Genomic DNA, 26,552 nt, shown 5'->3' with positions numbered 1-26,552 from the left:
TGACCAAGCTCCAAGGATGGATTGTAATCGCGGAGGTGAGTTCAGGCAAAGTTCACCGCGTATAAGGCGGTGATAATCTCTTCGCCTAACCGTCAACCCCCTTTACACATTAATCCTTCTCTAAGTTTAGGCGATGACTCACATCGCATTGCTCTACAAAATGCTCGTCATGACTGACTAATAAAAAGCTTCCTTGATATTGTTTTAGCGTTGCTGCTAGTAGCGCTTTTGACTCAAAGTCTAAATGATTGTCGGGTTCGTCGAGCAGTAGCAATGGCGGCGGTTGCTGGTGGGCTGCACACAGTAAAGTGAGTTTTATTTCTTCGCCACCACTAAGGTACTTAGCGGGTTGTGTCGCATGAGTATGTTTGATGCCGATACCGGCTAACAAGGTAAATACCTCGCTTTGTGTTAAATGTGGGCAGTATCGTTGTAAATGTTGTTCGCTGCTTTGATTGGCGAGCAATTGATTAAAGTGTTGGTCTAGGTAGCTCAATGGCGTGTTGGTAGCAAATGAACCAGAGCGCGGTTTTTGGCGGCCTAAAAGGGTCTTTAACAAGGTTGATTTGCCACTGCCGTTTAACCCATGAATATGCCATTTTTGTCCACGCGTTACTTTAAAGTTTAGTGTAGAATGTGTGCCATAAGCAAGTATCAGTTGCTGTACATTGAGCAGCGTTTTGTTTAATACATCGGTTGGACATTGATTGATGTATAGCGCTTGAGCTGAGGGCGCTTGTTGTTTTTTCTTCAGTGCATTGTGCTTTTGACTGAGTTGCGTTTCTCGCAGTTGTTGGCTTTTATTTCTGCTCGTTGCATTTGCGCTGGCGTTGTCTTTTAGCTTGTTGAGCAAAATTTTGGGTTGACTGCGGGTTGTTCTGAGTTTTTCGCCTTGCTTGGCTCTTTGTTGGGCTTTTTCTTTGTTCTTTTGAGCTTGAATTTTTAGCTGTGCTTGTTGGCGTTTTACTTCGTTGAGGTGCTTGCTAATGGCTTGCTGTTCAAGCTGGTTTTGCGTTAAGTAATGATCAATATTACCGCCATATTGTTTTAGCCCTAGTTCACTGAGTTGCCAAATTTGCTCTATGTTTTTAAGTAGCGCGTAGTCGTGACTAACGAGCAGTATGTAGCCGGGAAAATGTTCGATTTGTTGACTCAACCAAGCGCGGCCTGCGGCGTCTAAATGGTTACTTGGTTCATCTAAAATTAATAGCTCAGCTTGGCTGCTGAAGGTATGCCAAAGCCTAAGGCGAGCGAGTTGCCCACCACTGAGTTGCTGGCATGTTTGGTTATAGTCACCTGTTAAACCAAGTGTTGCCAGTTGCATTTTAAGTTGTGCAGGTATGTGCCATTGCTCCGCCACCGTTTCAAATAGCTCAAGCGCACAGTGCCCTTGCTCAATGGCGTCAATCGCCTTTAACACTTTGCTGTAACCAAGGTAGTCGGCAATGGTTGTTTCGTCGTTTGCTATGTCATGATGTTGTGTAAACATACAAACCGATGCCGTTAAGGTAACACTGCCTTCGCTGGGGGCGCGTTGTTTGCCTAGCAGTTGTGCCAAGATAGATTTACCAGCGCCGTTTTTACCAACAAGGGCGGTGCGTTTGTGTGTTAATGCGCAATGTAACTGGCTAAAGAGTATGTCGCCATCGTTGAAAGTAAAGCCTAAATTGTGGGCTTGTAATATGGGCATAAAAGCCTCCCATTAAAAAAACAGGGGCAGTGCCGTGAGCAAGGTTGCAGCACAAACAACAACGAGTTGTCGTACAAAATTGATTTGAGGTTGAAACGCAAAGCCACGCCCACTAACCCTGTAGATCCAAAAAGTAAGTTAAAAATGGATAACAGGTATTAGTTGTTCATGATGGCTTTGACTCCGAAAAGGGGGAATGCAGCTAGGCTAAGAGATCTGTGCCGCAAAGTAAAGCCCTTGAGCGCTTAGCGCACTCAAGGGCACATACTTATGGGTTCATTTTTACACTATTTTTAACGTTGTTGGTGCGCACATTACCAGAGCTATCGCTCACAATTTCAAGGCTTAGGGCACCATCTACGTTGATGTCACCGGAGTTGTCTTTGATCTCAACGTGCGCGGCACTGTTGTTAACCCACAGATCGCCACTGCCGTCATCGATGCTGACATTACCCTTGGCGTTGCTGACTCGTAATGTACCAGAATCGTCGCGAATTGTGATGTTGTTGCCACCTTCAACCGATAAATTACCCGAACCATCGGTGATGTTCACATCACCTGTACTGCCACTGACGAACAAATCCCCAGAGTCATCGCGAATAGTGATATTTTGTCCGCCTTTAATTTCGATACCGCCAGAGCCATCAATGATGTTGATGTCGCCCTCAATGCCCTCAATGTCAATATCACCAGAATCATCACGCAAAGTGAGTGCTTTACCGCCGTTGATGTCAATGCCGCCAGAGCCATCTTTAATATCAAGCGTGCCGCGAATATGTTTCAGAACGATATCGCCTGAGTTGTCTTCAAGCTCGAGGTTGTTTCCGCCATCAATGTATAGGTCACCAGAACCGTCTTGAATGCGAATATCATTAGTTAAACCTGAAATTTTTAATCCACCAGATGAGTCTTTGAGTGAAAGTGCAAGCTCTGCTGGCATAGTGAGTGTCATATCGATACGCGGGCTTTCTCCGCCGATGCGAAATACAAAGCCAGAAGCATGCTCAACCGATGCGACCAGTTTGGCGTTGTTGCCACTACGCTCTAAAGTAAATTCGAATTCACCCGGTTCAATGGTGTAAATATCGGCTTGAGCGGTTATTTGCTTAATACCTGCTTTGCCGATGATCTCTAACTCTCCTGAGTCTGTGTGTGCAATTAAAGACTGTAAGTCGCTGCTATCTAGTTGTAACTGTTTTTGAACGTGTTCTTTTGCATTGGCTGATGCGCCATTGACGTGAACAATACAGCCGCTAAGTATCAGTGTAGTGAGTAAAGGGGTAAGCGCTTTAAGCATGAGTATCCTTATTTTTTTATGTTTTACCAATTCGCATTAACACTTAAGTTATTTTGAGGGATTAAACCTGACGATAGCAGAACGCAGTAGCAGTGCAACCGATAAGGTTTTCTTGTCTCAAAATAGACCAATTAGTTAAGTGGCTTGGTATTAATTGACTCTGTTGTGCTAACTACTTAGCAATCGCGATGCCAATAATTTAATGTTTGTTTTTTAAGGATTTTCTATTTTTCGCGTCGAATATTATTTAGCGTTTTTGTGAGTTTAGCAATGAATTGGTCAATTTGACTAGAATGGTCGTGTATGTGAGCAGTGCAGTTTAAAAGGTGGCGAGCGCCACCTTAAATGGATGCTTAGTAAGCGGTAAAGTAGCTTACGTTTACATCGCCTTCGTGATAAAGGTAACTTGTTTGGTTGTAGTGCATGTCGATGACTACGGTTGCATAATCAGTACGGAACCAGCGAGACTCAGGGTCTTTTGGAATTGAGTAGAAACACTCTGTTTTACCATACAAGAATACTTCTTCACTCGGTTGCACGAAGTAATAAACAGGTTGTTCTTCACATCCTTGTAGTTCGTAACCAGAGTACGCTAATTGTGCTTTTACCACTTGGTACTTCCGACCAAATTCTAATACTTCTTGCGTATTATAGTAACCAGATGATAGGTCGATATTGGTCGCGAAAGATGAAAAGCTGGTAGATGAAATTAGACCAAAAAGTGTGGATAAAAGTAATTTTTTCACAGAGAGATTCCTTCTAAAAAATTTAAGTTTGCCGTAATGGCGGGTGTATCCTAGCCGTAAAAAAGAATAGTACAAGTTAAACTTCGATGACATTTTAGCTACGAATTCATTTAAATAAAATTGATTTAAATCAATGGCTAATTGAGTTTTCTGGCGTGTTTTATAATTCATACAGCTGTAAATTTTTAGCAATTCTATCGAGGTAATAATTATGCAGATAAACATTGATGTTTTTTAAAGTGAGCACTATTCTTACCGGTTTTTTATTTCGCATATAATATTCTTTATGTATTATTTTTGCGCAAATTGTTGTTTAAACTGAGTTGGTTAAAAAGTGCTATTTTTCGTTGGCGAGCGCATAGAACAAATTGGTTTGCTGAACTTTTTTCAATGATTGTGCCTTCTAAGTGATATATTGGGCTTTAGTTCTGATACAAAACGCATAATGTGAGGAGGGTGTTAATTTGATAGCCGATCAGCTTTGGCAAATTTACTGTCACACCTACTTTCAACCTTGTGCTTTTCACAATGACTCAAAACCCATCTATATCAGTGATAAAAAACTACGCAACAGTGCGATTATCAGTCTTTGGAATCCTTGTGGCGCAAAATTTACAGCCAAAAAAAATCGTCAATTGACGGATATGGCACTTGGCCGCTTAAAAAGAAAAGGGATTTTGTATTCTTTAGTTTGGGGTGGAGATAGAAAAATGCGTTATCGAGAGTTGAGTGTGCTGTTACCTGTTACAAAAACACAAGCAATTGCTCACGCCAATTATTATCAGCAACTCGCTTTTTATTACATCGACAGTGCACTCAGGCTTTGGCTGGTTGACAGTCGTGGCACTCGTAAAAGCCAGCTTGTGCATGGCTGCGCTCGAACCCGTTTTTTATTGTCAGGTTTACATGCGTCCAATGAAGCGCTTGCATAAGCATGTTAATTGGTATTGGTGGGGTTAGCGAGTGTGATTGCTTCTAAAAACAATCACACTCGATAGTACGTCTTCTATTTATTTAATTGAGCGTAAATACGCATCAATGGCGCTTTGCTCTCGTTGCTGTAACGACAAGCAGTTTTTAACGCTTTCCTGCGCTTTGGTTAAAGCACGTTTTAAGCTTGGTTGCTTAGCCAGCTTATCGGCAAAAAAGTTGTTGGCTTTTGCCAGTTTACTGTTGTCACAATTATCTGCCGTGCTTGAGGCGAGCATAGGCACTGCAAACGGCGGTAATTTTGCAGCTAGCGCGTCGTAGTTTTTAAAGATCCATTCAATAAAACGCTCATTTCTCTGATCAGTATAAGCGTGTCCTGAAAGTGCGATACGCATATCTGACGCGGTTACTTTGTCTGTTAATGTGTAATCTAGCGTCAGTTGCTGTAGTGCTGGCTGACCAAAATAACCTAACGCCAATAATAGGTTGCTACGCACAAGTGGGTCTTGTGTTGCTTCAAACTCTTTGGTGTATTGTGCAAGCAGATGCTTGTCACCATGATAAGCGGCAAGTTTGAGATAAACAGACGCTAAGTTCGCATCAACACTTGCTGGGTCTTTTAAGTACTTTTGCGCTTGATTGAAAGCGGTGGTTTTTAGTGATTCATCTTTTACATCAAAGCCTTGTGCAGAGACGATGCTTGCGCGCAAGTTCGCCACCGATGGGCTTTCCCCTTCTTTGGCTGATAACCCATATTGTTCAAAGGCGGGTTTAATCGCTTTGGCGATAAATGTTTGCCAAGCTTGCTCATTGTCGTCATTGGCGAACAGTTTCTTTTGCGTGCGCAGTAGGTTTAACGCCTTGGTTGCTACGCGTGGATGCTCGTCACTGACAAACTGACCTAGCGTGTTCAACAGCGCCGGCGCGCCTATCACCCCGGCATCGAGTAAGGCATTTTGCGCTTCCAGTAATGCCAGTCGTTCACGGGTTGTCAGTGCTTCATTGGCGTGCGTAATGAGGTTATCGAGTAGTTTAGAATCTTGTGTCCAGCGGTAGTAGCCCAGTGCGTTGTGATCTGGGTATACCCAAGTAGGCTCAAACTCAAGTTCAAGCGTTTGAGTTGCTTGAGTGAGTAGCACTTGCGCTGTTTTAGTTTGCTTGCCGTTGCCGTACTTAATGGCCACAGGTACATTCCAAAGCTGTTCAGGGGCATCAACACCGGCATGCGCAAAGCGTTGCTGATTAAGCGTTAGCGTTTTGCCGTTATTTTGCACGGAAATTAATGGATAAGAGGATTGCGTGACAAATGAGCTTAATACGCTCGCCACATCTTTGCCTGACGCTTTACCCAGCGCTTGCCATAAATCTGCGGCTTCGGCATTTTTAAACGCGAATTCCTTCATATAAGCACGCATCCCTTTTTGGAATGCATCGGTGCCTATCCAATTTTCAATCATCGACAGTACCGCATTGCCTTTGCTATAGGCCAGGCCTAAACCATCCATGATATCGGCTTCATTTCGAGTTGGTTTACGAATTGGCTTGGTCGTCAGTCGTGCGTCAATATCCATCACCACGTTTTGTGGCAGGTCAAGGTTACTCTCTAATTCTGGATTGAGTTGGTGCGTTATTTTTGATGCCATCCAACTGGCGAATGCTTCGTTTAGCCATAAGTCGTCCCACCACTTCATGGTGACTAGGTTGCCATACCATTGGTGCGCCAGCTCATGCGCAATGACTGAAACATGATGCTTTTTTTGGTTTTGCGTTGCTGTATTTGGATCAAGCAACAAGATGTCATCACGGTACGTGACCAGACCCGCATTTTCCATTGCGCCAAATGGGAACTCAGGTAAGCCCACCGAATCTAGTTTTTTGAATACGTAAGGAATCCCGAAGTAGTCTTCTAAAGCGGCAAGTACGCGCGGCATATTGTGCGCTGCAGAATCAGCTAAGTGCAGTTTGCCCTTGGTGGTGATCACTTTGCCCGGTACAGACATGTTTGGAATGTCTTTTTCTTCAAATGGGCCGACTGCCAGTGCAACTAAATAACTGGCAATAGGCGGTGTTTGTGCAAAGTGGTGCGTGGTGAGCGTGTCTTTACTTTCGGTTTTGATCAGAGGTGTGTTGGCGTATACCTTTTGCCCATTTGGTGCTGTGATAGTGAGCTGAAATGGGATTTTATAACTGGGTTCATCGAATGAGGGAAATGCTCTACGTGCATCGCTCATTTCAAATTGTGTGAATAGATACGGGATGTCTTTTTCTATGGTTTTGTACAGACCTACACTTGAACGGTTGTAAGGCGCGTCAAATTGCATGGTTAAGGTGTACTTGCCAACAGGGAGTTGGTGATCACACAGTAAGGTCACTTTACCAAATTGGCGTTTTTCTTCGTTCAGCGCGCAGTTGTCTTTGCCACTTAGCTGGGCCTTGTTTAATGTGTAATCTTCACCGTTAATCTCAATATAGTTTGTTGGTTTTAATACATTTAATTCGATGTGTGTGGTGCCATTGAAGTTATCTTTGCTCGGGTCTAAGTTAAGTAAAACGTGTTGGGAAAGTGGTTTTGCGAGTTTTGCGAGCTGGTAATCACTGACTGAGCTGCTGTCTGCAGCAAGTGCCGCTTGTGTGTTGGCCATAACACAGAGGGCCAAAAGCGTTTTTTTAAACATATTTGAAACTCATTTATTTTTGTAGTTAATGATTTTGCGTCATTCTACTGCATTTGGCTCGCTGCACATAGTTACCTGTATTAGGCGCATTATTGTCGCGATTAAATAGCTGAATTATTGAGTATATTCTGAGGAAAAAGTCGTTTCTTTGACTAAACTTATCCTCATTCATTCCAATACCTAACCGCTGTTGTATGAGTTTAAAAAACCGTTTTATCAGTGTGATGTTGTTGTGTTCCATTTTGCCTTTATTACTTGTATTTGTAATCACCATGGAGCATGGATCAAGACAGGCAACTGAGTTGACCATAGATGCCGCGCAGGCAAAAGTGCATAACGCGGCGATGATATTCAATCAGTATTTTAGTGAGCGAAAAACAGAAATTGCCACCATGGTGCACGACCCTCGGGTGCAAGCGATGGACTTTATAAAAATGCGTGATTACCTCGTAGCGGCAAAAGCGCGGAGTAAAGGTCTGTATGAAAAGTTTATCGTGGGGGAATTAAACGGCAGTTTTTATAACACTGAAGGGGGCAATGAACAGCAAGGGCTGCGCAGAACGTTTGATGATGATGATGCCCATGCAGAGCTAAAAAGTCTTTTACAAAGAGATTACTGGCAGATCACAGTCGGGCAAAATAAAGAACAAAAGCCCTTGATATATGTGTCTGAGCCAATGATCTCATACACCACAGGTGTGCGTCAGATAGTCGTGAGTGGCAGTGTACTCGACCAACACAATAACTTGGTGGGATTGCTTGCAGGTGGCATAGCTTGGCAGGAAATAGAAAGGCTGATAGCGCAAGTACATGAACAAGTCGATAAAGCATTTAAAGGTAAAGCTCAGTTTATGATTTTATCTGGCAGTGGCGCTTACATATATCATTGGAACAACAATAAAGTGGTTCGCTTAGTCTCTCGCAATGGTGAATGGGTGAAAAATACAATGGGGGAGCGCAAGTCGGTTACACAATACATTAGCAATGATGGAAACCCAGAAATGAAAGCGCTTGGTTTGCGTATGGGGGCGGGCCATGAAGGTTATGAAACGATTGCTGATCTGGCAAGCGGGCAATTGCAGTACGTGTTTTTTGCGCCAATCCGTGCGGCTGGATATAGCCTTGCTATTGTGTTACCAGAAGAAGAAATATTAAAACAAGTGAATGAACACAATACCAAATTGTGGCTGGTGTTGGTTGGTGTGTTTGTTCTTATCTGTGTCGTCGCTTTGCGCGTTGCAACTAAATTCTACATGCCGATCAAATCACTTACTCATGCAGCAAAACAAATGGTCGAAGGTAAATATGACTTTCCGTTGCCAAGTAAAGGGAGTAATGAATTAAAAGAGCTGACACGCGCATTTAAACAAATGCGTAATGAACTAAAACAGCGTGAGGGTAAGCTTGAGCAAAGAGTGAACCAACGAACACAAGAACTGGAAGAGGCCAAAGTACAAGCGCAGCGGGCGCTACAAGAAAAAAGTCGCTTTTTGGCGAATATGAGCCATGAAATTCGTACGCCAATGAATGGCATCTTGGGGGCGATAGAGCTGTTAAAAAGCAATCAAGGAATGAATGAAGAACAAGAAAAATTACTGAAGATTTGTTCTTATTCTGGCAAACACCTGCTGACTGTGATCAATGATATTTTAGATCTATCAAAACTAGAAGAAGGCCATGTTACGCTCGTAGACAGTGACTTTTCACTACATGATTCACTCAATGGCGTGATTAACATGCTTAAACCATTGGCCGATGATAAAGGGCTCGCTTTGTTGATGGAGGTGGATAATGACGTACCTCCTTATATCAACACGGATAAATCACGATTTGAGCAAGTGCTGATTAACCTGCTTGGCAACGCCATCAAGTTTACGCAAAAAGGGGAAGTGAAATTACATGTGCAATGCAATCAGACTGAATCGAGCGCTGAATTAAAAGTCACCGTATTAGATACCGGCATAGGCATAGCGAAGCAGGATCATGCACAGGTTTTTGAAGCGTTTAAACAGGCTGATGGAAGCACGACTCGTCGATATGACGGTACTGGCTTAGGGCTTAGCTTGTGTAAGCAGTTACTTACATTAATGGGTGGGAAAATTGAATTAACTTCAGAGCTGGGCGTAGGAACGAGTATCACTTTCTATTTGCCTGTTTCGATTGTGCAACCGCCGAGTGAAGTGACGCAAGGGGAGCGGCCAATCAATAAAACACTGGCGGGACACATATTGCTGGTTGAAGACAATGAGGTGAATTTGACCGTAGTGAGAGCCATGTTGGAAAAAATGGCGCTCAGTGTCACGATAGCAAAAGATGGCCAACAGGCGATAGATGCTTTGACCATGCAGTCGTTTGATGCGGTTTTGATGGATGTGCATATGCCAAACATGGATGGGCTTGAGGCAACCAAGCAGATCAGAACAAATCCTGCTTATCAAAACTTACCTATCATCGCCTTTACTGCCAATATTTTTAAAGAAGACATAGGCGCCTGTTACGGTGCAGGTATGGACGATTTTGTGAGTAAGCCGGTTGATCAAGCGCAATTAAGGGAGGTTTTGTCTCGCTGGCTTGTATGTTAATAGTTTGTATCTTACTGATTTTGTGCTGTACACTCGCAATACCTTATTTAAATCAATAACAAACAAATAAAGAATCAAGGAAAAGAGATGAACTATAAATACTTGGTTAGAGCGCTGGCCTTGTTCGTCATTGTCATGGTTTGTATAAAACGACCCATGTTATTTCAACAACACTCGACGCTAAACAAAACTGATTTTAGTCAGGGCGTGTATGGCGTTGATGTTTCGCACGATCAAGGTCAGATTGATTGGCAAAAAGTGGCAACTAGCGGCGTTCAGTTTGCCTATTTAAAAGCCACAGATGGTATTACTTATACCGATCCACTTTATACACAAAACTTAGCCGCCATTAAAAATACCCATTTACAGGTAGGGGCTTATCACTTTTTTGAAGCCGAAGACGACCCTCATAAGCAGCTAGACAACTTTTTATCTCGCATAAAAAATCAAGGGCTGAGTTTAGTACCTATGGTCGATGTTGAATTGACTCGCTCACAAAGTGTTGAAGAGATACATAAGCGCTTACATACGTTTTTAACTGAACTTGAAAAGCAAATCGGTTGCAAACCTTTGCTGTATAGCTACGGCAGTTTTTGGCAACAAAATATTGGTAAACAGTTCAACGACTATCCATTTTGGTTCGCTGAATATGCCGATACCATACATGCGCCATCAGAGTTGAGTAATATTCAAATTTGGCAGTATTCCCAAAGTGGCTCAGTGAGTGGCATTGATACCATGGTTGACTTAGATAAAGTACTCGACACTGAGCAAGGATTGGAGGCATTAAAATGCAATTATTAACCTCATCTGAGCACTTTTTAGCTCAGCAGAAATATCGAATTGCCGCTTTAGTTTTATTTATTGGCTGCTTCTGGGTGTTATGGGCGATTATGCAAGGTCATTTCACGGATAGTGCGTTGGTAAAAGAAAACAAGCAGCTATATGAATCTAACTTACAATATCTGCAAGAAGTAGAGCGTCAGGTGCTGACCGATCTCGCGGATGTTAATGCGCTAAACGCTGCGCTGAACGTAGCAAAAAGTAGTCAATTTGGGATCTCATTCATTGTAGATTTTGACGTTAAAATAGGTAGCTTGTTGACGGACTTGTCAGTGTTGCTTGAGAAGTGCAGTCACTATTTGTTCTGGGCACTGGCTTTAATTGGTGGTATTCAGGCATTTACTTTTTTAGCTGAGCAGTTGTCTCCTTGGTTATTGCAGTTACTGTTATTGTATGCGGGTGTGTGGGCGCTAATTTGTGTGATCAACCCACACTTACGTCATCGTGCTAGCTTACAGTGGCTAGCTAAGCTATTTGCATCCTTGTTTGTGTTGTGCCATTTAGTGATCCCTTACAGTATTCATGTGAGTGCACAAACGTCTCAGCTAGTGGCTGCCGAGCTGGGCCATAAAGCGGATTTAAGTTATTTTTCTGATGTTAGCGATGAAATGCAAACCACGCTCTCTAGCACCGATTTAAAAACCCACGCAAAGCATGGTATCAAAGTGTTACATAAAGCAATTGCGTCAAACTTATCTGACAAGGTGCTCAAGGGGAGCAGTGTGGTAACACATAATTTGGCACATAAATTTATCGCGTTTGTTTTATTGCCAATGCTGTTTGCGGGCTTGCTTTTTGCCTTATTTAGGCGGTTTTTACACAGCGTTTTGAGCAGCAATAATCCACTAACCCCACAGCTAGAACAAAGTAAATAATCACCTTAAGTTAACGAGGCTAGGCTGGGCTATCGCCCAGCCTTAATTGCTAATTTCTCATCAAAATTCATCCCCAGGTACGCTTCATTCACATTCTGATTGGCAAAAGAGGTGTTTCATAAATTTCCAGCTATGCTTGAGTTAGTTAGGTTTACATCCGCTTGCTCTTTGCACCGATAAGGCCTGTTTTCTATCAGCCTTACTGCTCACTGTGAAACTAAACGAGGGGAAATTATGAGCAAGTCATTTGTTTATAAACCGCGATTGCTATCCTGCGTGTGCCTGCTAACAATGACAGGTACAGCATACGCTGAAGCCGAGAATGAAACTAAAGCACAAAGTGCCATTGAAACGATCACCGTTACGGGGTCACGGATCAAGCGATCGATACAAGCGGAAAGCTCTTCTCCGATTTCGAGCACGGAGTTGAGTGACTTAACGGATATAGGCGCGAACAATATTCGTGACTTGATTGAAGTTTTACCCTTTAACGCGGGCTCTCAAAATAACTCAGATAACTTATCGCAAAACTTTACCGTGGGTACTTCCAACGTGAACCTGCGTGGTCTGGGGGTGTCGTCAACTTTGGTTTTACTCAATGGTATTCGTCAAGTCACTTCTGCGGTGGTCACCGATCAGGGGGCAAGCTTTGTGGATACAGCGTCATTGGTGCCGACTCTGGCTATTAAACGCGTTGAGATTTTAAAAGATGGAGCATCGGCGATTTATGGTTCCGATGCGGTGGCGGGCGTAGTGAACTTTATCACCCGTGATGATTTAGAAGGCGCTGAAATTCAATATGAATACCGTACTCGCTGGAGCGACGGTGATCAAGACGATACAAAAATTGATTTCGCCTATGGCGGTTACGTTGGCGACAGCGGCCACATGCTTTTTGCCGTGAGTTTTCTTGAACGTTCAAGCTTACTGTTGGATGAGGTGGACTGGCTAAAACCTGCTAACAGTAGTTTTGGTAATCCGGGTAGTTTTGTGATCCCATCGTTAGCAGACGAAAATAATCCCAGCGGCTTAACTGTGGCCGACCCTAACTGTGCTGCAAATGGCGGGACGGTGTCGAATGGCTCTAATGGTAATAGCTTCTGTTTGTTTGATTTTGGTCCGCAAATTACTGCTGTGCCAAACGAAGATCGCATACAAGCGTATGCCCGCGCCAATTGGGATTGGAGTGACACAACAAAAATGTGGGCTGAGTTTGGATATGCAAGAAATAAAATTACCCGAGAGGTTTCACCAAGTTTCCCAGTGTTAAATGCACCAAGCGTATTGGCTTCTCACCCTGATAACCCTTATGGGGAAGATATTTTCTTTAGAGGTCGTCCGTACGGTGTAGGTAAACCAACCGAAATCAATTACTACGATCATACCACTTCACGTTTTGCAATCGGTGCGGATGGTGAGTTAACCGAGGGCATTTACTGGCAGGTATCCTTCGTAGCCGCTGCCAACGATGCGATTTTAAATCCAAGAGATATTATCACCGACAACTTTCAAGCTGCGCTACATGGCTTAGGTGGTAACAAGTGTAGTGGCATAACGCAAGCTGAAGCGGGTGTAGGCGAGTGCTACTATTTCAATCCATTTGATCCCAATGACCCAGATAACGAGCGCTTACGAGATTATATTGTCGGCGACTATATGGGCGATGCAGAATCGGAAATGCGCGTGTTTGAAGCGGTTATTACTGGTGAGTCGCTATTTGAGGTGGGCGGGGGCGATGTTGGTTATGCGATTGGCATTCAATATCGTGATGAGTCAATTAATAATGTATATGACTCCTTTACGCAACAAGATAGCTTTGCCTTTTTAATTGGTAACCAAAACTTTACGGGTGAACGGGATGTAAAAGCAGTCTTTGCGGAAGTACTCGTGCCGCTGACAGAAGATCTAGAGCTTGGTGCCGCACTCAGATATGAAGACTATGGTGAATTCGGTGGCGATACCACGAATCCAAAATTTTCTTTCTTGTGGATCGCAACCGAAGAGTTGTCGTTTAGAGGCACATTTAGCACATCATTCAGAGCGCCTTCAGTGCATCAATTGCAAGGGGTGCAAACCAACTTTGCGAATATTACGGACCCTGAGGATGGTTCTACAACCTTTGGTGGTAACCGTACAATTGGTGATCCCAACTTGGTACCAGAAACGTCAGAAGCACTGAATTTGGGCTTATCTTATGCGGTTGATGAGTACACTTTTGATTTAGACTACTGGGACTTTTCGTTTGAAGATGTATTAACTCGAGAAAGTCACCAAGCGGTGGTTAATGCTAATCCAAATGACCCAGCTCGCGTTATTAGAACATCAGCGGGCACAATTTCTATTGTGAATACGAAGTTTGTAAACGCCGAGGCAATCGACACTTCAGGCTTAGACATAAGCGCTTCAACTATTTATCGAACTGATTATGGTGACTTTTCGCCGCAACTAAAAGCCACTTATTTGCTTAGCTATGACTTGATGGATGCCAGCGGCAAAACAACGGATGGATTAGGCCAACTAAACCTTAATACAGTGGGTAATCCATCACCGCGATTAAGAGGCAGTATTGGCATGAATTGGTCCAATGGATTACACAGTGCCAATGTGTACTTTAGGCATGTAGCCAGCTATACCAATGATGTAAACGATGATTCAATTAGCTCATTTAATACCATAGACCTGCAATACAGCGTCAATATTGGACAAGTGATAAAAGAAGATTCTGAAACACGGTTAATCATGGGAGTTGTGAACGCAACCGACGAAGATCCTCCTTATGTGGCGGTAGCGGGGAGCTATGATCCTAGAACGGGTGATCCTCGTGGTCGTCGTGCCTATGTGAAGTTACAAGTGAGTTTTTAATAGAGTTGAGTGGTGTTTTGATATCGTTCGACGACGTTAACCGTAGTTTGAACGATATCAAATAAACCTCCTGATATGGCGTTTCTTTTATGAGTCGTAAGGTGTTTTTACAGGCATTGATATTGCTGTGTTTGGTGCTATCTGGGCAGTCATATTGCCGCACCATTCGGCTGGCTACATTGGAGTACCCACCTTACGAATTTCAAGGCACGGAAGATGCTAGTGGCATTGCTGTTGAACTGATTAAAGAAGCATTTACGCGTATAGAACAGCCCTACACCATTCAGTTTTTACCATGGGGGCGTGCCATTCGAGAGGTTCGTAATGGTCGTATCGATGGCATATTTACTATTTATAAAACGCCAGAAAGAGAACAGTTTATGAACTACTCTGATGAAGTTCTGATAAATCAGTCGATTTCTCTTTTTGCACTCAAGAGTAACAAAATTCATTACAGCGGTCGGCTCAACTCGCTGGCTGCTTATCGCATTGGCGTGATGCGAAAAGTCAGTTATGGCGCACAGATAGATGAAGCGCTGAATAATGGCGTGTTTGAAAACATCGTCACGACCGACACTGGAGTAAAGAATTTTAAGCTGTTACTGGCCGATAGAGTTGATTTAGTGATAAGCAACAGATTGGGTGGAATGGAGATCATTAAGCAATTGGGCATTGAAGATCTGGTTTACCAAGTACCTTCTTACTCTTATGAGATCCCAAGTTATATCGCATTTTCAAAGCTATCACCTTTAAACAGCATAAAAGGCCAGTTAGACGGTGTACTTCGCCAAATGAAAGAAGATGGTACCTACAAGAAAATCATATCTGAATATCTAAAACACTATAGAAATGAAGAATCTATATACGATACCTCGCCTCAATCGGGAAAAGAAGTGGAAGAGCGGTCGTAGTTTGGTGATGGATAGTAATTAGAGGAATAGATGAATGAAGCTCAAGATTAAGTCACGATTGATACTGCTCTCTTTAATTCCCGTTATCATTATCTCTTCTGTCGTGATCACGCTGACTTATGTGGAGGCGAAAAAGCTAAGTGAGGTTCAAGAAGAGTTGAGCCGCAAAGAAATGATGCGCATGAAACGCGATGAACTAAAAGCGTATCTAGAAATTGCCGAAAGTGTCATTTCTCCATTGAAAGAAGGTGACCATTCTGAAGCGGAAGTAATAGCGCTATTGCGCAACATCAAGTTTAGTGAATCTGGCTATTTGTTCGCTTTTAAACCTGATGGCACTCGGGTTATGCAAGGGGATAGCAATCAAGGGATTGGCAAGAACTATATCGACCTAAAGGACAAAAGAGGGAACTATCTTGTCAGAGATATTATCGACTCGGCAAAGAGCGGTGAGGGTTATTCGGTTTATTATTTTCCAAAACCTGAGCAAACAGAACCAATTCCAAAACTGGCATATAGTATTTACTTACCTAATTGGGATTTAATTGTTGGTACGGGTTTTTATACTGAGGATGTGGACGCTTTACTTAAATCAATGCGTGAAAAGAACAGTGTGCAAGTGATCAAAAGTATCCAAGGTATCTTATTGTTCACGCTCGTTGTATCTGTGATCGTTGCCATATTTGGTCTGATCATTAGCAAAAGCATCACCGTGCCTTTGTCCAAATTTGAAGACACCATTCATATATTTGCGGGGAGAGATGCAGATTTAACGGCACGTATTCCCGATTTTACTTTGCCAGAATTTGACAGCTTGAGCCGCAATTTCAATATCTTTTTAGGCCAGTTACACGAGCTGATCATCAAGGTTGCTAAGCTGACCAATGAAGTGGTGGCTGAAACCAAGCAAATTGCATCGGCCTCAGGGGAAATCAACGCTATTTTGTTACGTCAGCAATCTGAGACGGAGTTAATAGCCACGGCAATGACCCAGTTGACGGCTTCGGCAGAAGAAATATCACGCAATGCCAATGAAGCCGCAAATTCGGCGCAAAACGCTAATAACAGTGCGCAAGAAACACAAGGCTCCGTAGATGAAGCAACCAACTCTGTGAATACACTGGCGCAAAAGCTCGATGAGGCAAGCGATGTGATCTCTAAATTAGAGGGAGATGTACGCAATATCTCAGGCTCGTTATCCATTATTCAAGAAATAGCCGAGCAAACCAACTTATTGGCGTTAAACGCTGCCATTGAAGCGGCAAGAGCGGGTGAGCAGGGCAGAGGGTTTGCGGTTGTGGCCGATGAAGTAAGGGAGCTGGCTACACGCACGCAAAAAAGCGCGGCGCAAATTCTGTGTGTCATTAATACCTTAACCGATGGCTCAAAAGATGCGGTTCACGCCATGGAATCAAGTAAGAGTTTTAGCTCTTTAACGGTTGAGAAAGCCGCTTCTGCGTCGAAATCTCTACAACACATTGTGCAGTTTATTCACGAGATCTTGAACGTTAATGAGCACATTGCCGGTGCAACCAAAGAGCAAGATATTGTAGATAAAGAAATTTCGCAGCGGACGGAGTCGATTTCTGAACAAAGTAAAGAGTCGGCGGCGATTGGTGAGCGCAATTTAGAGATCAGCTCTAATTTAAGTGAAAAAGCGGGCGAACTGGCTGAAATTGTGAATCGTTTTAAAATTTAAGAATGAGCGCGGGTCATCGAACATACTTGGTTTGGCGGCCTAATACTCTCTCAACAACAGGATGGTAAACATGCTCAACAAATTAAAAAACTTCGGGCCCGGCGTCATTGTCACTGCGGCCTTTATTGGTCCGGGTACGATAACAGCTTGCACATTAGCGGGCGCTCAATTTGGTTATGCATTGTTGTGGGCGTTGGTGTTTGCAACGATAGCGACCATCATCCTACAAGAAATGTCGGCACGCGTGGGGATTGTTACCCAAAAAGGATTGGGCGAAGTCATTAATCATTCGTTACATCACTCGTTTTGGAAATGGCCATTATTTGCCTTGATCATCGTTGCTATTTGCGTCGGTAACGCGGCGTATGAAGCCGGAAACTTAGTGGGTGCCGCTTTGGGGATAGAAGCAATATCGCCACCGGGGAAATGGGTATTTAGAGGCTCAATAATCGCACTGACTGCAATCGGCGCGGTGATATTGATGCAGGGGACTTATAAGCAAATTGAGCGCATTTTGATCACCTTGGTATCCGTGATGGCGCTGGCGTTTGTGATCACCTTTTTTCTAGTTAAACCTGATTTTTCGCAATTGTTTAAAGGCGCCATTTCCCCCTCTATTCCAGAAGGTAGTTTGCTAACTGTCATCGCGTTAATTGGCACGACAGTGGTGCCTTATAATTTGTTTTTACACGCATCAACCGCTAAATCTCATTGGTCAAAACCAGAAGATATTCCCCAAGCTCGTTCTGATACCATCGTATCAATTGGTCTTGGCGGGCTGATCGCTATTTTAGTCACGGCGACGGCGGCAGCGAGTATTTTTACTTTGGGACTAAGCGTAAACAACGCCGTGGATATGGCCATAGTGTTTGAACCTTTATTTGGCAGTTTATCCAAGTACTTGTTAGGAATAGGCCTGTTTGCTGCGGGTTTAAGTAGCGTGATAACTGCACCGCTAGCGACCAGTTATGTGATCTCAGAAATCTTGCAACTGGATACCAACGTAAACTCTAAATCGTTTCGCATGATAAGCGTAACGGTCATTGTGATTGGGGCGTTGCTGTCGATGGCAAACATTAAGCCAATTGAGATCATATTACTTGCGCAATTTGCCAATGGTTTGCTGCTGCCCATTATTGCTGGGTTCTTGTTATTCGCGATGAATAACAAAAGCATGCTCGGGGTTCATGCAAACACTAAGTGGTCGAATTTTTTAGGCGTGGCTGTTTTGTTGTTTACCGCAATGTTAGGCATGAGACTCATCGCAAAATCGTTGGGCTTGTTTTAGGGCGTGTTGACCTTTGAGGTATGACTTTTGTTCAATTCAAAGGCTTTCAATACCAGAAATGCGCTATGACGCATAGCGATCTATGTTTAATACAAAAGAGACAGTTAAGAGTGGCCTTTTCGGGCAACACTTAACTGCTTCAAATTTCGTTTTGCTTCACACCTATTTCACATTCAACTGATTACCGTTAGGTCAACTTAAGCCAAGAATGAGATCTAACCATGTACAAATTAACCTTATCTTCCCTATTTGCGTTAGCGAGTTTTACTTTGTTCGCTCAAGAGTCACCAAGTGTTGTGATGGTGATGAGCAGCTATGGGGAGCTTGATGGTAATAATGAGCTTGTTAAACCCGGTTTTGAATTTGATGAACTGAGTAAAGCGTATCGTGTATTTAAGGCCAATGGTCTTAATATCACTTTGGCATCACCACATGGTGGAAAGCCCATTGCTGACCAATATGATGCCAATAAACCTTACAACCAACAGTTTTTAAACGACACACAGGCAGTTAAATCGCTTGAAACGACCTATAAAGTGAGTGCGCTCGAGAACAAGCAATTTGATGCTGTTTTTGTCGTGGGCGGAAAGGGACCTATGTTTGATCTGTATAAACATGAGCCATTACAACGACTCATCGCAAATACATACGAACAGCAAGGGGTCGTCTCAGCCGTATGTCACGGGCCTGCTGCTTTTGTGGATGTCAAACTTAGCAATGGCCGTTATTTAGTTGAAGGCAAACAAGTCAACGGCTTTACTAATCTTGAAGAAATGGCGTTTGGTAAAAAGTGGCGACCAAAATTCGACTTTCTGTTGGAGGACAAGCTAAAAGAGCGTGGCGGAAAATTTGAAAGCGCAGGACTGATGCTCGGGCATGTCGCGGTGGATGGGAATTTAATTACAGGGCAAAACCCATTCTCGACGGCGGATACGGCGACCGCTGTGGTGCGTGCGTTAGGCATTGAACCGGTCAAGCTTGAGCCAAATAAGGATGATAAAACAATGGCTTTTGTGGCCCAGGTTATGGAGGGGAGTGTAAGCGCCGTGAAGGCCTATAAACAAAACCCCGCACAATATGACGCTATGCTGGTGGCAATGTCAGGTGTATATCAACTCCAAACCGATCCTGATGAAAAAACAGTGAATGGTGCTGTTGTGCTACTTGAACTAATAAAAGAACAGTTGAATCATCCAATGGTTGATCTCAGCCTTGCAAATGGCTACGTTCAGCAAGGTAAAAATAAAGAAGCCAAGCAGATTGCTGAAGCCGTTCGCAAAGCTCATCCAAATAATAGTCAGGCCAAAGCTTTATTAGACACGCTAGCTGAAATCTAATCATTAAGATGAAGGTGGCTCTAATACTCAGAGCCACCGATTTGTGTCATTTTACCTATGTTTACAGGCTTTATCTCTTTGATAATGATATCTCTGACGTGTGTCATTTCTTGCCAAAGTAACTTATGACCCGGCGTGTAACGGACTTTACTTACCCGTTTTTGCCAACGTGCAATTTCTACCTCTGAAGCGGGACGAAGTGCTCCTAACTCTCCTACCAAACGGACCGCGGGTTTTTGGTAGAATCGACCTTTTATCAGTGACTTGAACCAAAACCATTTGCTACTGTTGACAGCAAGTATGCAAACTTTGTCATTGCTGTTGGCATTGGTAGCAAGTTGTTTCGTAAATTTTTCAAAGTAAAAAGCATGCCCTTGAGCACCATCAAACTGACCGAGTATCAAGGACCCAATCGGTGTTATGTGGGGTGTGCCATCTGCACAAATTGACGCAATTGAAAAATGTAGAGATGAGCGAAAAGCGGCTTTACATAGCCGCTTGACTTCATGCCATTGTATTTGCGTTATCATGTTATATTCCTTAGTTATAACAAAGCGAGCGTGCACGCTTTGCTGTGGTCCATCACCGAAATTGAACAGTCATCAGCTGAGTTTATTTACAACGGATTTGGCGAGGACTTTATCACAGATCTCTCGCACAGCATGACCGACTTGCTGGTTATGACTATCAATGAAAAAGTGATCGCCATTGAAAACTTTTGAGTCATATGCGCCGGTGAAGTAATTTTTCCAAGCGTGTTGTTCTTCCTTGGTAATTTCATCTGTTTCACCAATAAACACGCTTAAATCTGCACTAAACTGTTCGTCGCCTTTGTATTGATATGTGTCGGCTAGTTTAAAATCTGCGCGCAACACAGGCATAAACAACATCATTAACTCTTCGTGCTCTAAAACCGCAGGAGGTGTGCCGTTTAAGCTTGCTAACTTAGCTTTGAATGCAGCGTCATCAAGTAAATAGGTAATATCGTCACTTCTGTCTTTTCCTGGGAATGCACTGCCTGAGGCAATGAAATGCTCAGGTTGTTGGATGTTTCGAAGAGTCATTTTTCTTTGTACTTCAAAAGCGACCCGTGCGCCCAAACTATGTCCATAAAAAATAAATGGGCAATCTAAGTGAGGCGTTAACTCGTTGATTATGGTGTCGGTCAGCGTATCCATACAATCTATGGTTGGATCTGAAAAACGGCTGCCGCGACCGGGCATTTGAATGATAACTTGCTCTACATCGTTGGGGAGCAAAGCTTGCCAATCGCTGAACGAACGTGCGCTACCGCCTGCATAGGGAAAGCAAATCAGCTTTAATTTTGCGTAAGGCGTTTGTTTTGGGAAAAATAACCAAGGGCTTATTGGTATGTGCTTCATTTCCTTATCCTACTTTTACATCAGCATTATTTAATCGAGTCTACAGTGATGATATTAAAAATGAAATAATGCATTTTCCATATCTTATGTTTGTACAGTAAATCACAATGCGGTGTACCTAAAAGTCATAAATCTGGCACGAATTTGCCATGAATAATTCGCTTAATTGTCTTTTTTCACCTCTATAGTACTTGCTCTAATTTCAGATAAAACAAAGAGCAAGGACCATGAAAACAAAGTTATTACCGTTAGCAATATTGTGCGGCTCAAGCGCGTTATTCGCTGGTTGTTCAGACTCAGACAATAATACAGTCAAAAAAGTTGAAGTGAAGAAAGAGCAAGGCGTGACAGAGGGAACTAAAATCGAAGTTCGCTTACTGGAAACAACCGACTTACATGCAAACTTGCTGAACTTTAACTATTTCTCAGATAAACAAGATGACAAGGTTGGCCTGGTAAAAACTGCGTCACTGATCCGCAAAGCGAGAGAGGAAGTCACTAACTCTGTGCTGGTTGATAATGGAGATTTGATCCAAGGTAGTCCACTTGGCGACTATATGGCGAAGATCAAGAAGTTAGCTGATGGTGAAACGCACCCTGTTTATGCTGCGATGAACACCTTAGATTATGACGTGGCCAATATTGGCAACCATGAGTTTAACTTTGGCTTAGAGTTTTTAAACGAAGCAATTGATGACGCCAGTTTCCCTTATATTTCAGCGAACGTATTCAAAGACGATGGTGATGATGATGCGAGTAATGACGAGCCATTATTCCGACCTTACTTTATCAAAGATAAATCATTCAAAGATACGCAAGGCAATACACACACTATAAAAGTGGGCTTTATTGGTTTTGTGCCACCACAAATCATGCAGTGGGATAAAGCAAACCTTGAAGGTCAGGTGATTGCTAAAGACATCGTTGAGATGGCGAATAAATACGTACCAAAAATGAAAGAAGAAGGTGCAGACTTAATCGTAGCTGTTCCGCACTCTGGCTTAGATGTAAGTGCACACAAACCTTTAGCTGAAAACGCAAGTTATCATTTATCAAAGGTTGAAGGCATTGACGCGATTATGTTTGGTCACGCGCACGCTAATTTTCCAGGGGCTAATTATGATGGTTTAGCGGAGCAAGGTGTTGATATTGAAAAAGGCACTATCAACGATGTTGCTGCGGTTATGCCAGGGTTTTGGGGTAATAACCTAGGCGTAATTGATCTGACTTTGGAGTACAAGGCGAATGAATGGCAAGTTGCGACTTCTCAATCATCATTACAGCCTATTTTTGAGACCAATGATAAGCGTGAAACCAAATCATTGGTAGAGAATGATGCACAAGTAGAAGCTGCTGTTACAGGTGCACACCAAGAAACGCGTGAATGGGTGAATGCGCCATTTGCTAAAATTACGGCACCTGTGAACAGTTTCTTTGCACTGGTTAATGATGACCCATCAATTCAAATCGTCACAGATGCACAAACTTGGTATACGCAAAAAATTGTACAGGGTACGGAGTTAGACGGGCTACCTATTTTATCGGCTGGTGCGCCGTTTAGAGCGGGCCGTGGTGGTGCTGATGATTATACCTCTATCGTGGCGGGTGATATCGCATACCGAAATGTCGCTGATCTATACATTTATCCAAATATCCTAAAAGTACTTAAACTCAATGGCGCTCAAGTCAAAGAATGGCTTGAAATGTCTGCCGGGCAATTTAAGCAAATTGACCCTAACAGCACTGAAGTTCAAATGCTGATTAATCCTGATTTCCCATCGTACAACTATGATGTGATTGACGGTGTTACTTACCAAATTGACGTGACTCAACCTGCGCGATACAGCGCTAAAGGTGAGAAAGTGTCTGATGGTCAGCGTATCGTAGCGTTAACGTATCAAGGCCAACCAGTTACAGCTGAACAGCAATTTTTAGTTGCCACAAACAATTACCGCGCGTCTGGTGGTGGTAATTTCCCTGGTATTGGTGCTGACAAAATCGTTGTTGACTCACCTAATGAAAACCGCCAAGTGGTTGCTGATTATATCGCTGAGCAAAGTGAAAAGAATGCGGGTAAAGGTTTAGATCCTTCAGCGGATATGAACTGGTCATTTGCGCCAGTTGCTAACGTGGAAATTCAATTTACCAGCGCCAACAGTGATGAGGCTAAAGCATACAGCCAACAGTTCAGCCATATCTTACCTACCGGTAAATTGGACGAAAAAGGCTTTGCAATTTATCAACTTGATTTGACCCAACCGCAGTAACGAGCGGTTTTAATCTAGCCCCTTGAGTGGGCTTTTTTTCACCCCCTCGATGATGTCTTGCAATGCAAAGTGACAGGGAAATTAACACCTAAGCTGTAGCTATGACTCTTTAAAAACTGCACTTGGGATATTTACAACGGGAACAGAGAAATGAGAACAATGTATAGATATAGCGCTTTAGCCATGCTATTGAGCGCAGGCATCGCGAGTACTTCGGTAATTGCAGCCGACGCGTACAGCTGGAATAACGTCGCGCCTGTCAAAACACCAACAGCCAGTAAAGATAATGGCAAAGTGGTATATTTTGATGTGTCACACGGTGGTGTTGAAGGTAACGCTGACTGGGTAATTGACGGCGGTTTTTCTGACTTTGCGGATGCGCTTGTTAAAGAAGGCTATACAGTTAAAGAGTATCGCGGTGTTGATTTAAATAACGATGGTAAAATTCGTTTTTTTGACGATCGCACAGCAAATGCAAATCAAAACGAAGCCATCATTACTTATGATGCAATTAAAGAAGCCGATGTACTGGTTTTAGCTGAAACCAACCGCCCATTTACGTTAAATGAGCAAGCAGCACTTGAGCAATTTGTTGCTGCGGGTAAAGGTATTTTCTTTGTTGCCGACCACTATGATGCAGACCGAAACCTAAATACTTGGGATGCAACAGAAGTATTTAACGGTTACAACCGTTCAGATCTAAGCAAATATAACATGGGTGGTGCTTATGGTGACTGGCGTAACCCGAAAAATGCTAACGCGGGTTGGTTAGTAGAAAACTTTGGTATTCGCTTTCGCTTCAATGCGGTTGACTACAAACAAGGTGTTAGTGGTGTAGTTGAAAGTGCGAAAACGGAAGGGATCACGCAAGGTGTCCAGCCAATTTTAATGGCAGCGGGTGCAACACTGGCAATTGTTGACCCACAAAAAGCAAAAGGTTTGGTTTATTTTTCTGAGTCAGACACGCCAGTAAAATGGAATCATGCAAAAGATCAAGGTTTATACTTTGGTGGTGCTGCAGAGGGCCCTTATGCGGCAATCGCCAAGTCAGGTGCAGGTAAAGCGGCATTTATTGGTGACTCTTCGCCAATTGAAGATGCAACGCCTAAATACAAACGTCAAGACAACGGTAACACGAAAAAAACTTATCCAGGTTGGACTGACTCTGGTAATGCCGCAGTATTGGCAGTAAACATCGTTAACTGGTTAGCGACGCCAGAAAGCTATCAGTATTTTGATGGTACGAATGGCCGTTCTACGGGTGTTGCAACACCAACACCAATGGCAAGCCAAGAGTTTACAGATCCGAATAACGGCCAGCCTTGGGGCGCGCCGGCAAGTGGCTTTGATGCTTGGAATACAGATACCTATAAAAACAATTCGTTCAATGCCCCTTACGGCGATGGCTCAGTTATCATACCGCCGCCGCCGCCACCATCGTCAGATACGCTGTCTGTAGATCAAGCTTTGGCGGCATCTCAAGGCACAAAGCTAGTTGTTGTTGGTAAAGTAACAGATGCGGTTAACGGTATTTATGGTTTAAATTTAACTGACTTAAACAACCCTGCTAGTAATATTTATGTGAAGTTAGAAAGCAGTCAACGAGCTGATTTTAACCCGCAGTTAAATCCTAGCATTTTGAACCAAAATATCATTGTTTCTGGTACGCGTAATAGCTACATGGGTGAGCCAGGCATTCGTTATGTCACAGACATTCAAATCGCGCCGACCGCTTTGTCAGTTGAGCAAGCACTTGCGACAGCGCAGGGCGAAACTATTGAACTGACTGGTCGTGTTAAGTCTGCACTAAACAGTATTTATGCATTAGTACTAGAAGACAGTAATGACCCAAGCTTTACTATCAATATCAAGCTTGAATCAAGTCAGCGTAATGACTTTAGCCCAGAGTTAAACCCTTCAATTTTGGATGCTCAGCTGTTAATTAAAGGTGTGCGTGATAGCTATATGAGCGCGCCTGGTGTTCGTCAAGTGAGTTCAATTGAAGTAGTTGGTGATGGTGGTGTTAGTCAACCAGATCCAAGCGGTGACTTGTCAGTGAGCGATGTATTGGCAATGAATAATGGTCAAGCTGTGGTAGTGGCAGGCGTGATCACTTCAGCTATCAATGGTCAGTATGCTCTTGAACTAACTGATGATAATAACTCGGCAAATACTTTGTACATTAAGCTTGAATCATCACAACGTAATGCATTTAGCCCGCAGCTTAATCCAAATGTATTAGGCAAGCGTTTACGTGTAGAAGGCATCAAGAATGACTACATGAGTCATGCTGGTGTTCGCAGTGTAAGCAAGCTGACGATTTTGGATTAGTAACCTCCCCCTCCCAAATAACAAGGGCCGACAGGCCCTTTTTAGTATTTAAAGCGCTTTTAATTCTTCACAACTCGCATTTGCCAAGTGTTTATCAATAATTTTATTGATATGCGTTTTGAGCCAGTCAGGTCCGTAGTCACTCATATCATTGTGCTGAGCGTTATCAATTTGAACAACGCAACTGCCAAATTGCTTTTGCTCTTCCTGAGTAGGTAGTACGCCTGGATCAGCAGGGTAATCACTGGCTCGTATAGACAAAATATTGATTTTGTTGGTTCTAGGCAATGGTACTCGGCGGTGATCTAAGGTGATCACAGACTGAATATAATGCGCCTCAGAATTGGCTAAAAGCGCGGAAATATCGCCACCGTTCGAGTGGCCAATCAAGGTGAGATTATCAAAATCATAGTTTGCATATTGAGGTGCAAGGTACGAGCGTACCACGTCCACTGATTTTGCGCCGCGCTGCCAATTTTCCATGCGTGTTTCGCTGAATGGCTGAACTAATGAGAGCGGTGGATCGTTGGGTAGCTCATGACGAATGGCAACGGTGAAGTATCCATGCTCATTGAGTTGCTTAGAAATAAATTGATATTTGCTATGCTCAACGCGATAACCTGCGCCAATAAATGCCACTTTACATTGCTGTGTTTGTGTACATGATTTAGCATTTTTGGGGGTATTTATTTCAACGGGAATATGACGATCTCGTTGCTTATCGTGTATGGTTGATGACTGAGCTTGTACGTTGAGTGCGCTTAGTAGTGCGAGTGCGCTTAAGGCGTAACGCATTTTTCTTCCTTAATGAATTGTTGTTGTGAGTTTTACGATGAT

Annotated in this window: 18 protein-coding genes; 11 read left to right on the top strand and 7 right to left on the bottom strand. The window is 43.2% G+C overall.

All coding sequences use genetic code 11. The features are described 5' to 3' along the window. Positions 1-109 precede the first annotated feature (109 nt). The 3 genes from AC5FX4_RS22505 to AC5FX4_RS22495 all read right to left on the bottom strand — a co-directional run bounded on the left by AC5FX4_RS22505 (position 110) and on the right by AC5FX4_RS22495 (position 3,733). Positions 110-1,690 carry an ATP-binding cassette domain-containing protein gene (locus AC5FX4_RS22505; protein WP_493608648.1) on the bottom strand — a complete coding sequence of 527 codons (1,581 nt, stop codon included), beginning with the start codon at positions 1,688-1,690 and terminating at the stop codon, positions 110-112. Between the two features lie 268 nt (positions 1,691-1,958). Continuing rightward, positions 1,959-2,987: a DUF4097 family beta strand repeat-containing protein gene (locus AC5FX4_RS22500; protein ID WP_493608647.1), complete on the bottom strand. Its 1,029-nt coding sequence runs from the start codon at positions 2,985-2,987 to the stop codon at positions 1,959-1,961. A gap of 353 nt (positions 2,988-3,340) precedes the next feature. After that, entirely contained in the window at positions 3,341-3,733 is a 393-nt protein-coding gene (locus tag AC5FX4_RS22495) for a hypothetical protein (RefSeq protein ID WP_493608646.1), read from the bottom strand. 464 nt (positions 3,734-4,197) lie between these two features. On the opposite strand from AC5FX4_RS22495, the gene AC5FX4_RS22490 reads away from it, so the two are divergent. After that, on the top strand, positions 4,198-4,665 hold the full coding sequence (locus AC5FX4_RS22490) for a DUF3293 domain-containing protein (protein WP_493608645.1): 468 nt from the start codon (positions 4,198-4,200) through the stop codon (positions 4,663-4,665). 78 nt (positions 4,666-4,743) lie between these two features. On the opposite strand, the gene AC5FX4_RS22485 is transcribed toward AC5FX4_RS22490, so the two are convergent. Next, positions 4,744-7,338 (bottom strand): M1 family metallopeptidase, encoded by a 2,595-nt coding sequence (locus AC5FX4_RS22485; RefSeq protein WP_493608644.1) that lies wholly within the window; start codon positions 7,336-7,338, stop codon positions 4,744-4,746. 194 nt (positions 7,339-7,532) lie between these two features. Here AC5FX4_RS22485 and AC5FX4_RS22480 point away from each other — a divergent pair, with 194 nt between their 5' ends. The 8 genes from AC5FX4_RS22480 (at position 7,533) to AC5FX4_RS22445 (ending at position 19,735) form a co-directional block, all read left to right on the top strand. Next, positions 7,533-9,920: a hybrid sensor histidine kinase/response regulator gene (locus AC5FX4_RS22480; protein WP_493608643.1), complete on the top strand. Its 2,388-nt coding sequence runs from the start codon at positions 7,533-7,535 to the stop codon at positions 9,918-9,920. Between the two features lie 87 nt (positions 9,921-10,007). Further along, positions 10,008-10,724, top strand: a complete 717-nt coding sequence (locus AC5FX4_RS22475) for a glycoside hydrolase family 25 protein (RefSeq protein ID WP_493608642.1) — start codon at positions 10,008-10,010, stop codon at positions 10,722-10,724. After that, entirely contained in the window at positions 10,712-11,638 is a 927-nt protein-coding gene (locus AC5FX4_RS22470; RefSeq protein ID WP_493608641.1) for a hypothetical protein, read from the top strand. Before AC5FX4_RS22475 ends, AC5FX4_RS22470 begins: the two co-directional genes overlap by 13 nt. A gap of 234 nt (positions 11,639-11,872) precedes the next feature. Next, positions 11,873-14,500, top strand: a complete 2,628-nt coding sequence (locus tag AC5FX4_RS22465) for a TonB-dependent receptor plug domain-containing protein (RefSeq protein WP_493608640.1) — start codon at positions 11,873-11,875, stop codon at positions 14,498-14,500. An 89-nt stretch (positions 14,501-14,589) separates the two neighbouring features. Continuing rightward, a complete protein-coding gene (locus tag AC5FX4_RS22460) occupies positions 14,590-15,411 on the top strand; it encodes a substrate-binding periplasmic protein (RefSeq protein ID WP_493608639.1) in 822 nt (273 codons plus the stop codon). 34 nt (positions 15,412-15,445) lie between these two features. Continuing rightward, a complete protein-coding gene (locus tag AC5FX4_RS22455; protein ID WP_493608638.1) occupies positions 15,446-17,110 on the top strand; it encodes a methyl-accepting chemotaxis protein in 1,665 nt (554 codons plus the stop codon). Positions 17,111-17,180: 70 nt separating this feature from the next. Beyond that, complete coding sequence (locus AC5FX4_RS22450; RefSeq protein ID WP_493608637.1) at positions 17,181-18,398, top strand: Nramp family divalent metal transporter; 1,218 nt, start codon at positions 17,181-17,183, stop codon at positions 18,396-18,398. Positions 18,399-18,619: 221 nt separating this feature from the next. Further along, positions 18,620-19,735, top strand: a complete 1,116-nt coding sequence (locus tag AC5FX4_RS22445; RefSeq protein WP_493608636.1) for a type 1 glutamine amidotransferase domain-containing protein — start codon at positions 18,620-18,622, stop codon at positions 19,733-19,735. Between the two features lie 20 nt (positions 19,736-19,755). On the opposite strand, the gene AC5FX4_RS22440 is transcribed toward AC5FX4_RS22445, so the two are convergent. Both AC5FX4_RS22440 and AC5FX4_RS22435 read right to left on the bottom strand, forming a co-directional pair. After that, complete coding sequence (locus AC5FX4_RS22440) at positions 19,756-20,265, bottom strand: pyridoxamine 5'-phosphate oxidase family protein (protein ID WP_493608635.1); 510 nt, start codon at positions 20,263-20,265, stop codon at positions 19,756-19,758. A gap of 72 nt (positions 20,266-20,337) precedes the next feature. Beyond that, positions 20,338-21,117, bottom strand: a complete 780-nt coding sequence (locus AC5FX4_RS22435) for a thioesterase II family protein (RefSeq protein WP_493608634.1) — start codon at positions 21,115-21,117, stop codon at positions 20,338-20,340. 227 nt (positions 21,118-21,344) lie between these two features. Here AC5FX4_RS22435 and AC5FX4_RS22430 point away from each other — a divergent pair, with 227 nt between their 5' ends. Together AC5FX4_RS22430 and AC5FX4_RS22425 are read left to right on the top strand one after the other, a co-directional pair. Further along, the gene (locus AC5FX4_RS22430; RefSeq protein ID WP_493608633.1) at positions 21,345-23,384 is read left to right on the top strand and encodes a bifunctional 2',3'-cyclic-nucleotide 2'-phosphodiesterase/3'-nucleotidase; all 2,040 of its coding nucleotides are present in this window, start codon (positions 21,345-21,347) and stop codon (positions 23,382-23,384) included. 150 nt (positions 23,385-23,534) lie between these two features. Further along, positions 23,535-25,715 (top strand): DUF6359 domain-containing protein, encoded by a 2,181-nt coding sequence (locus tag AC5FX4_RS22425; RefSeq protein WP_493608632.1) that lies wholly within the window; start codon positions 23,535-23,537, stop codon positions 25,713-25,715. A gap of 48 nt (positions 25,716-25,763) precedes the next feature. Here AC5FX4_RS22425 and AC5FX4_RS22420 read toward each other — a convergent pair whose 3' ends face one another. Beyond that, positions 25,764-26,510, bottom strand: a complete 747-nt coding sequence (locus tag AC5FX4_RS22420; RefSeq protein ID WP_493608631.1) for an alpha/beta hydrolase — start codon at positions 26,508-26,510, stop codon at positions 25,764-25,766. Positions 26,511-26,552: the final 42 nt, after the last annotated feature.

The sequence above is a fragment of the Pseudoalteromonas sp. ATL1 genome, from assembly GCF_058933015.1.
This window is presented reverse-complemented; position numbering and strand designations above follow the sequence as displayed.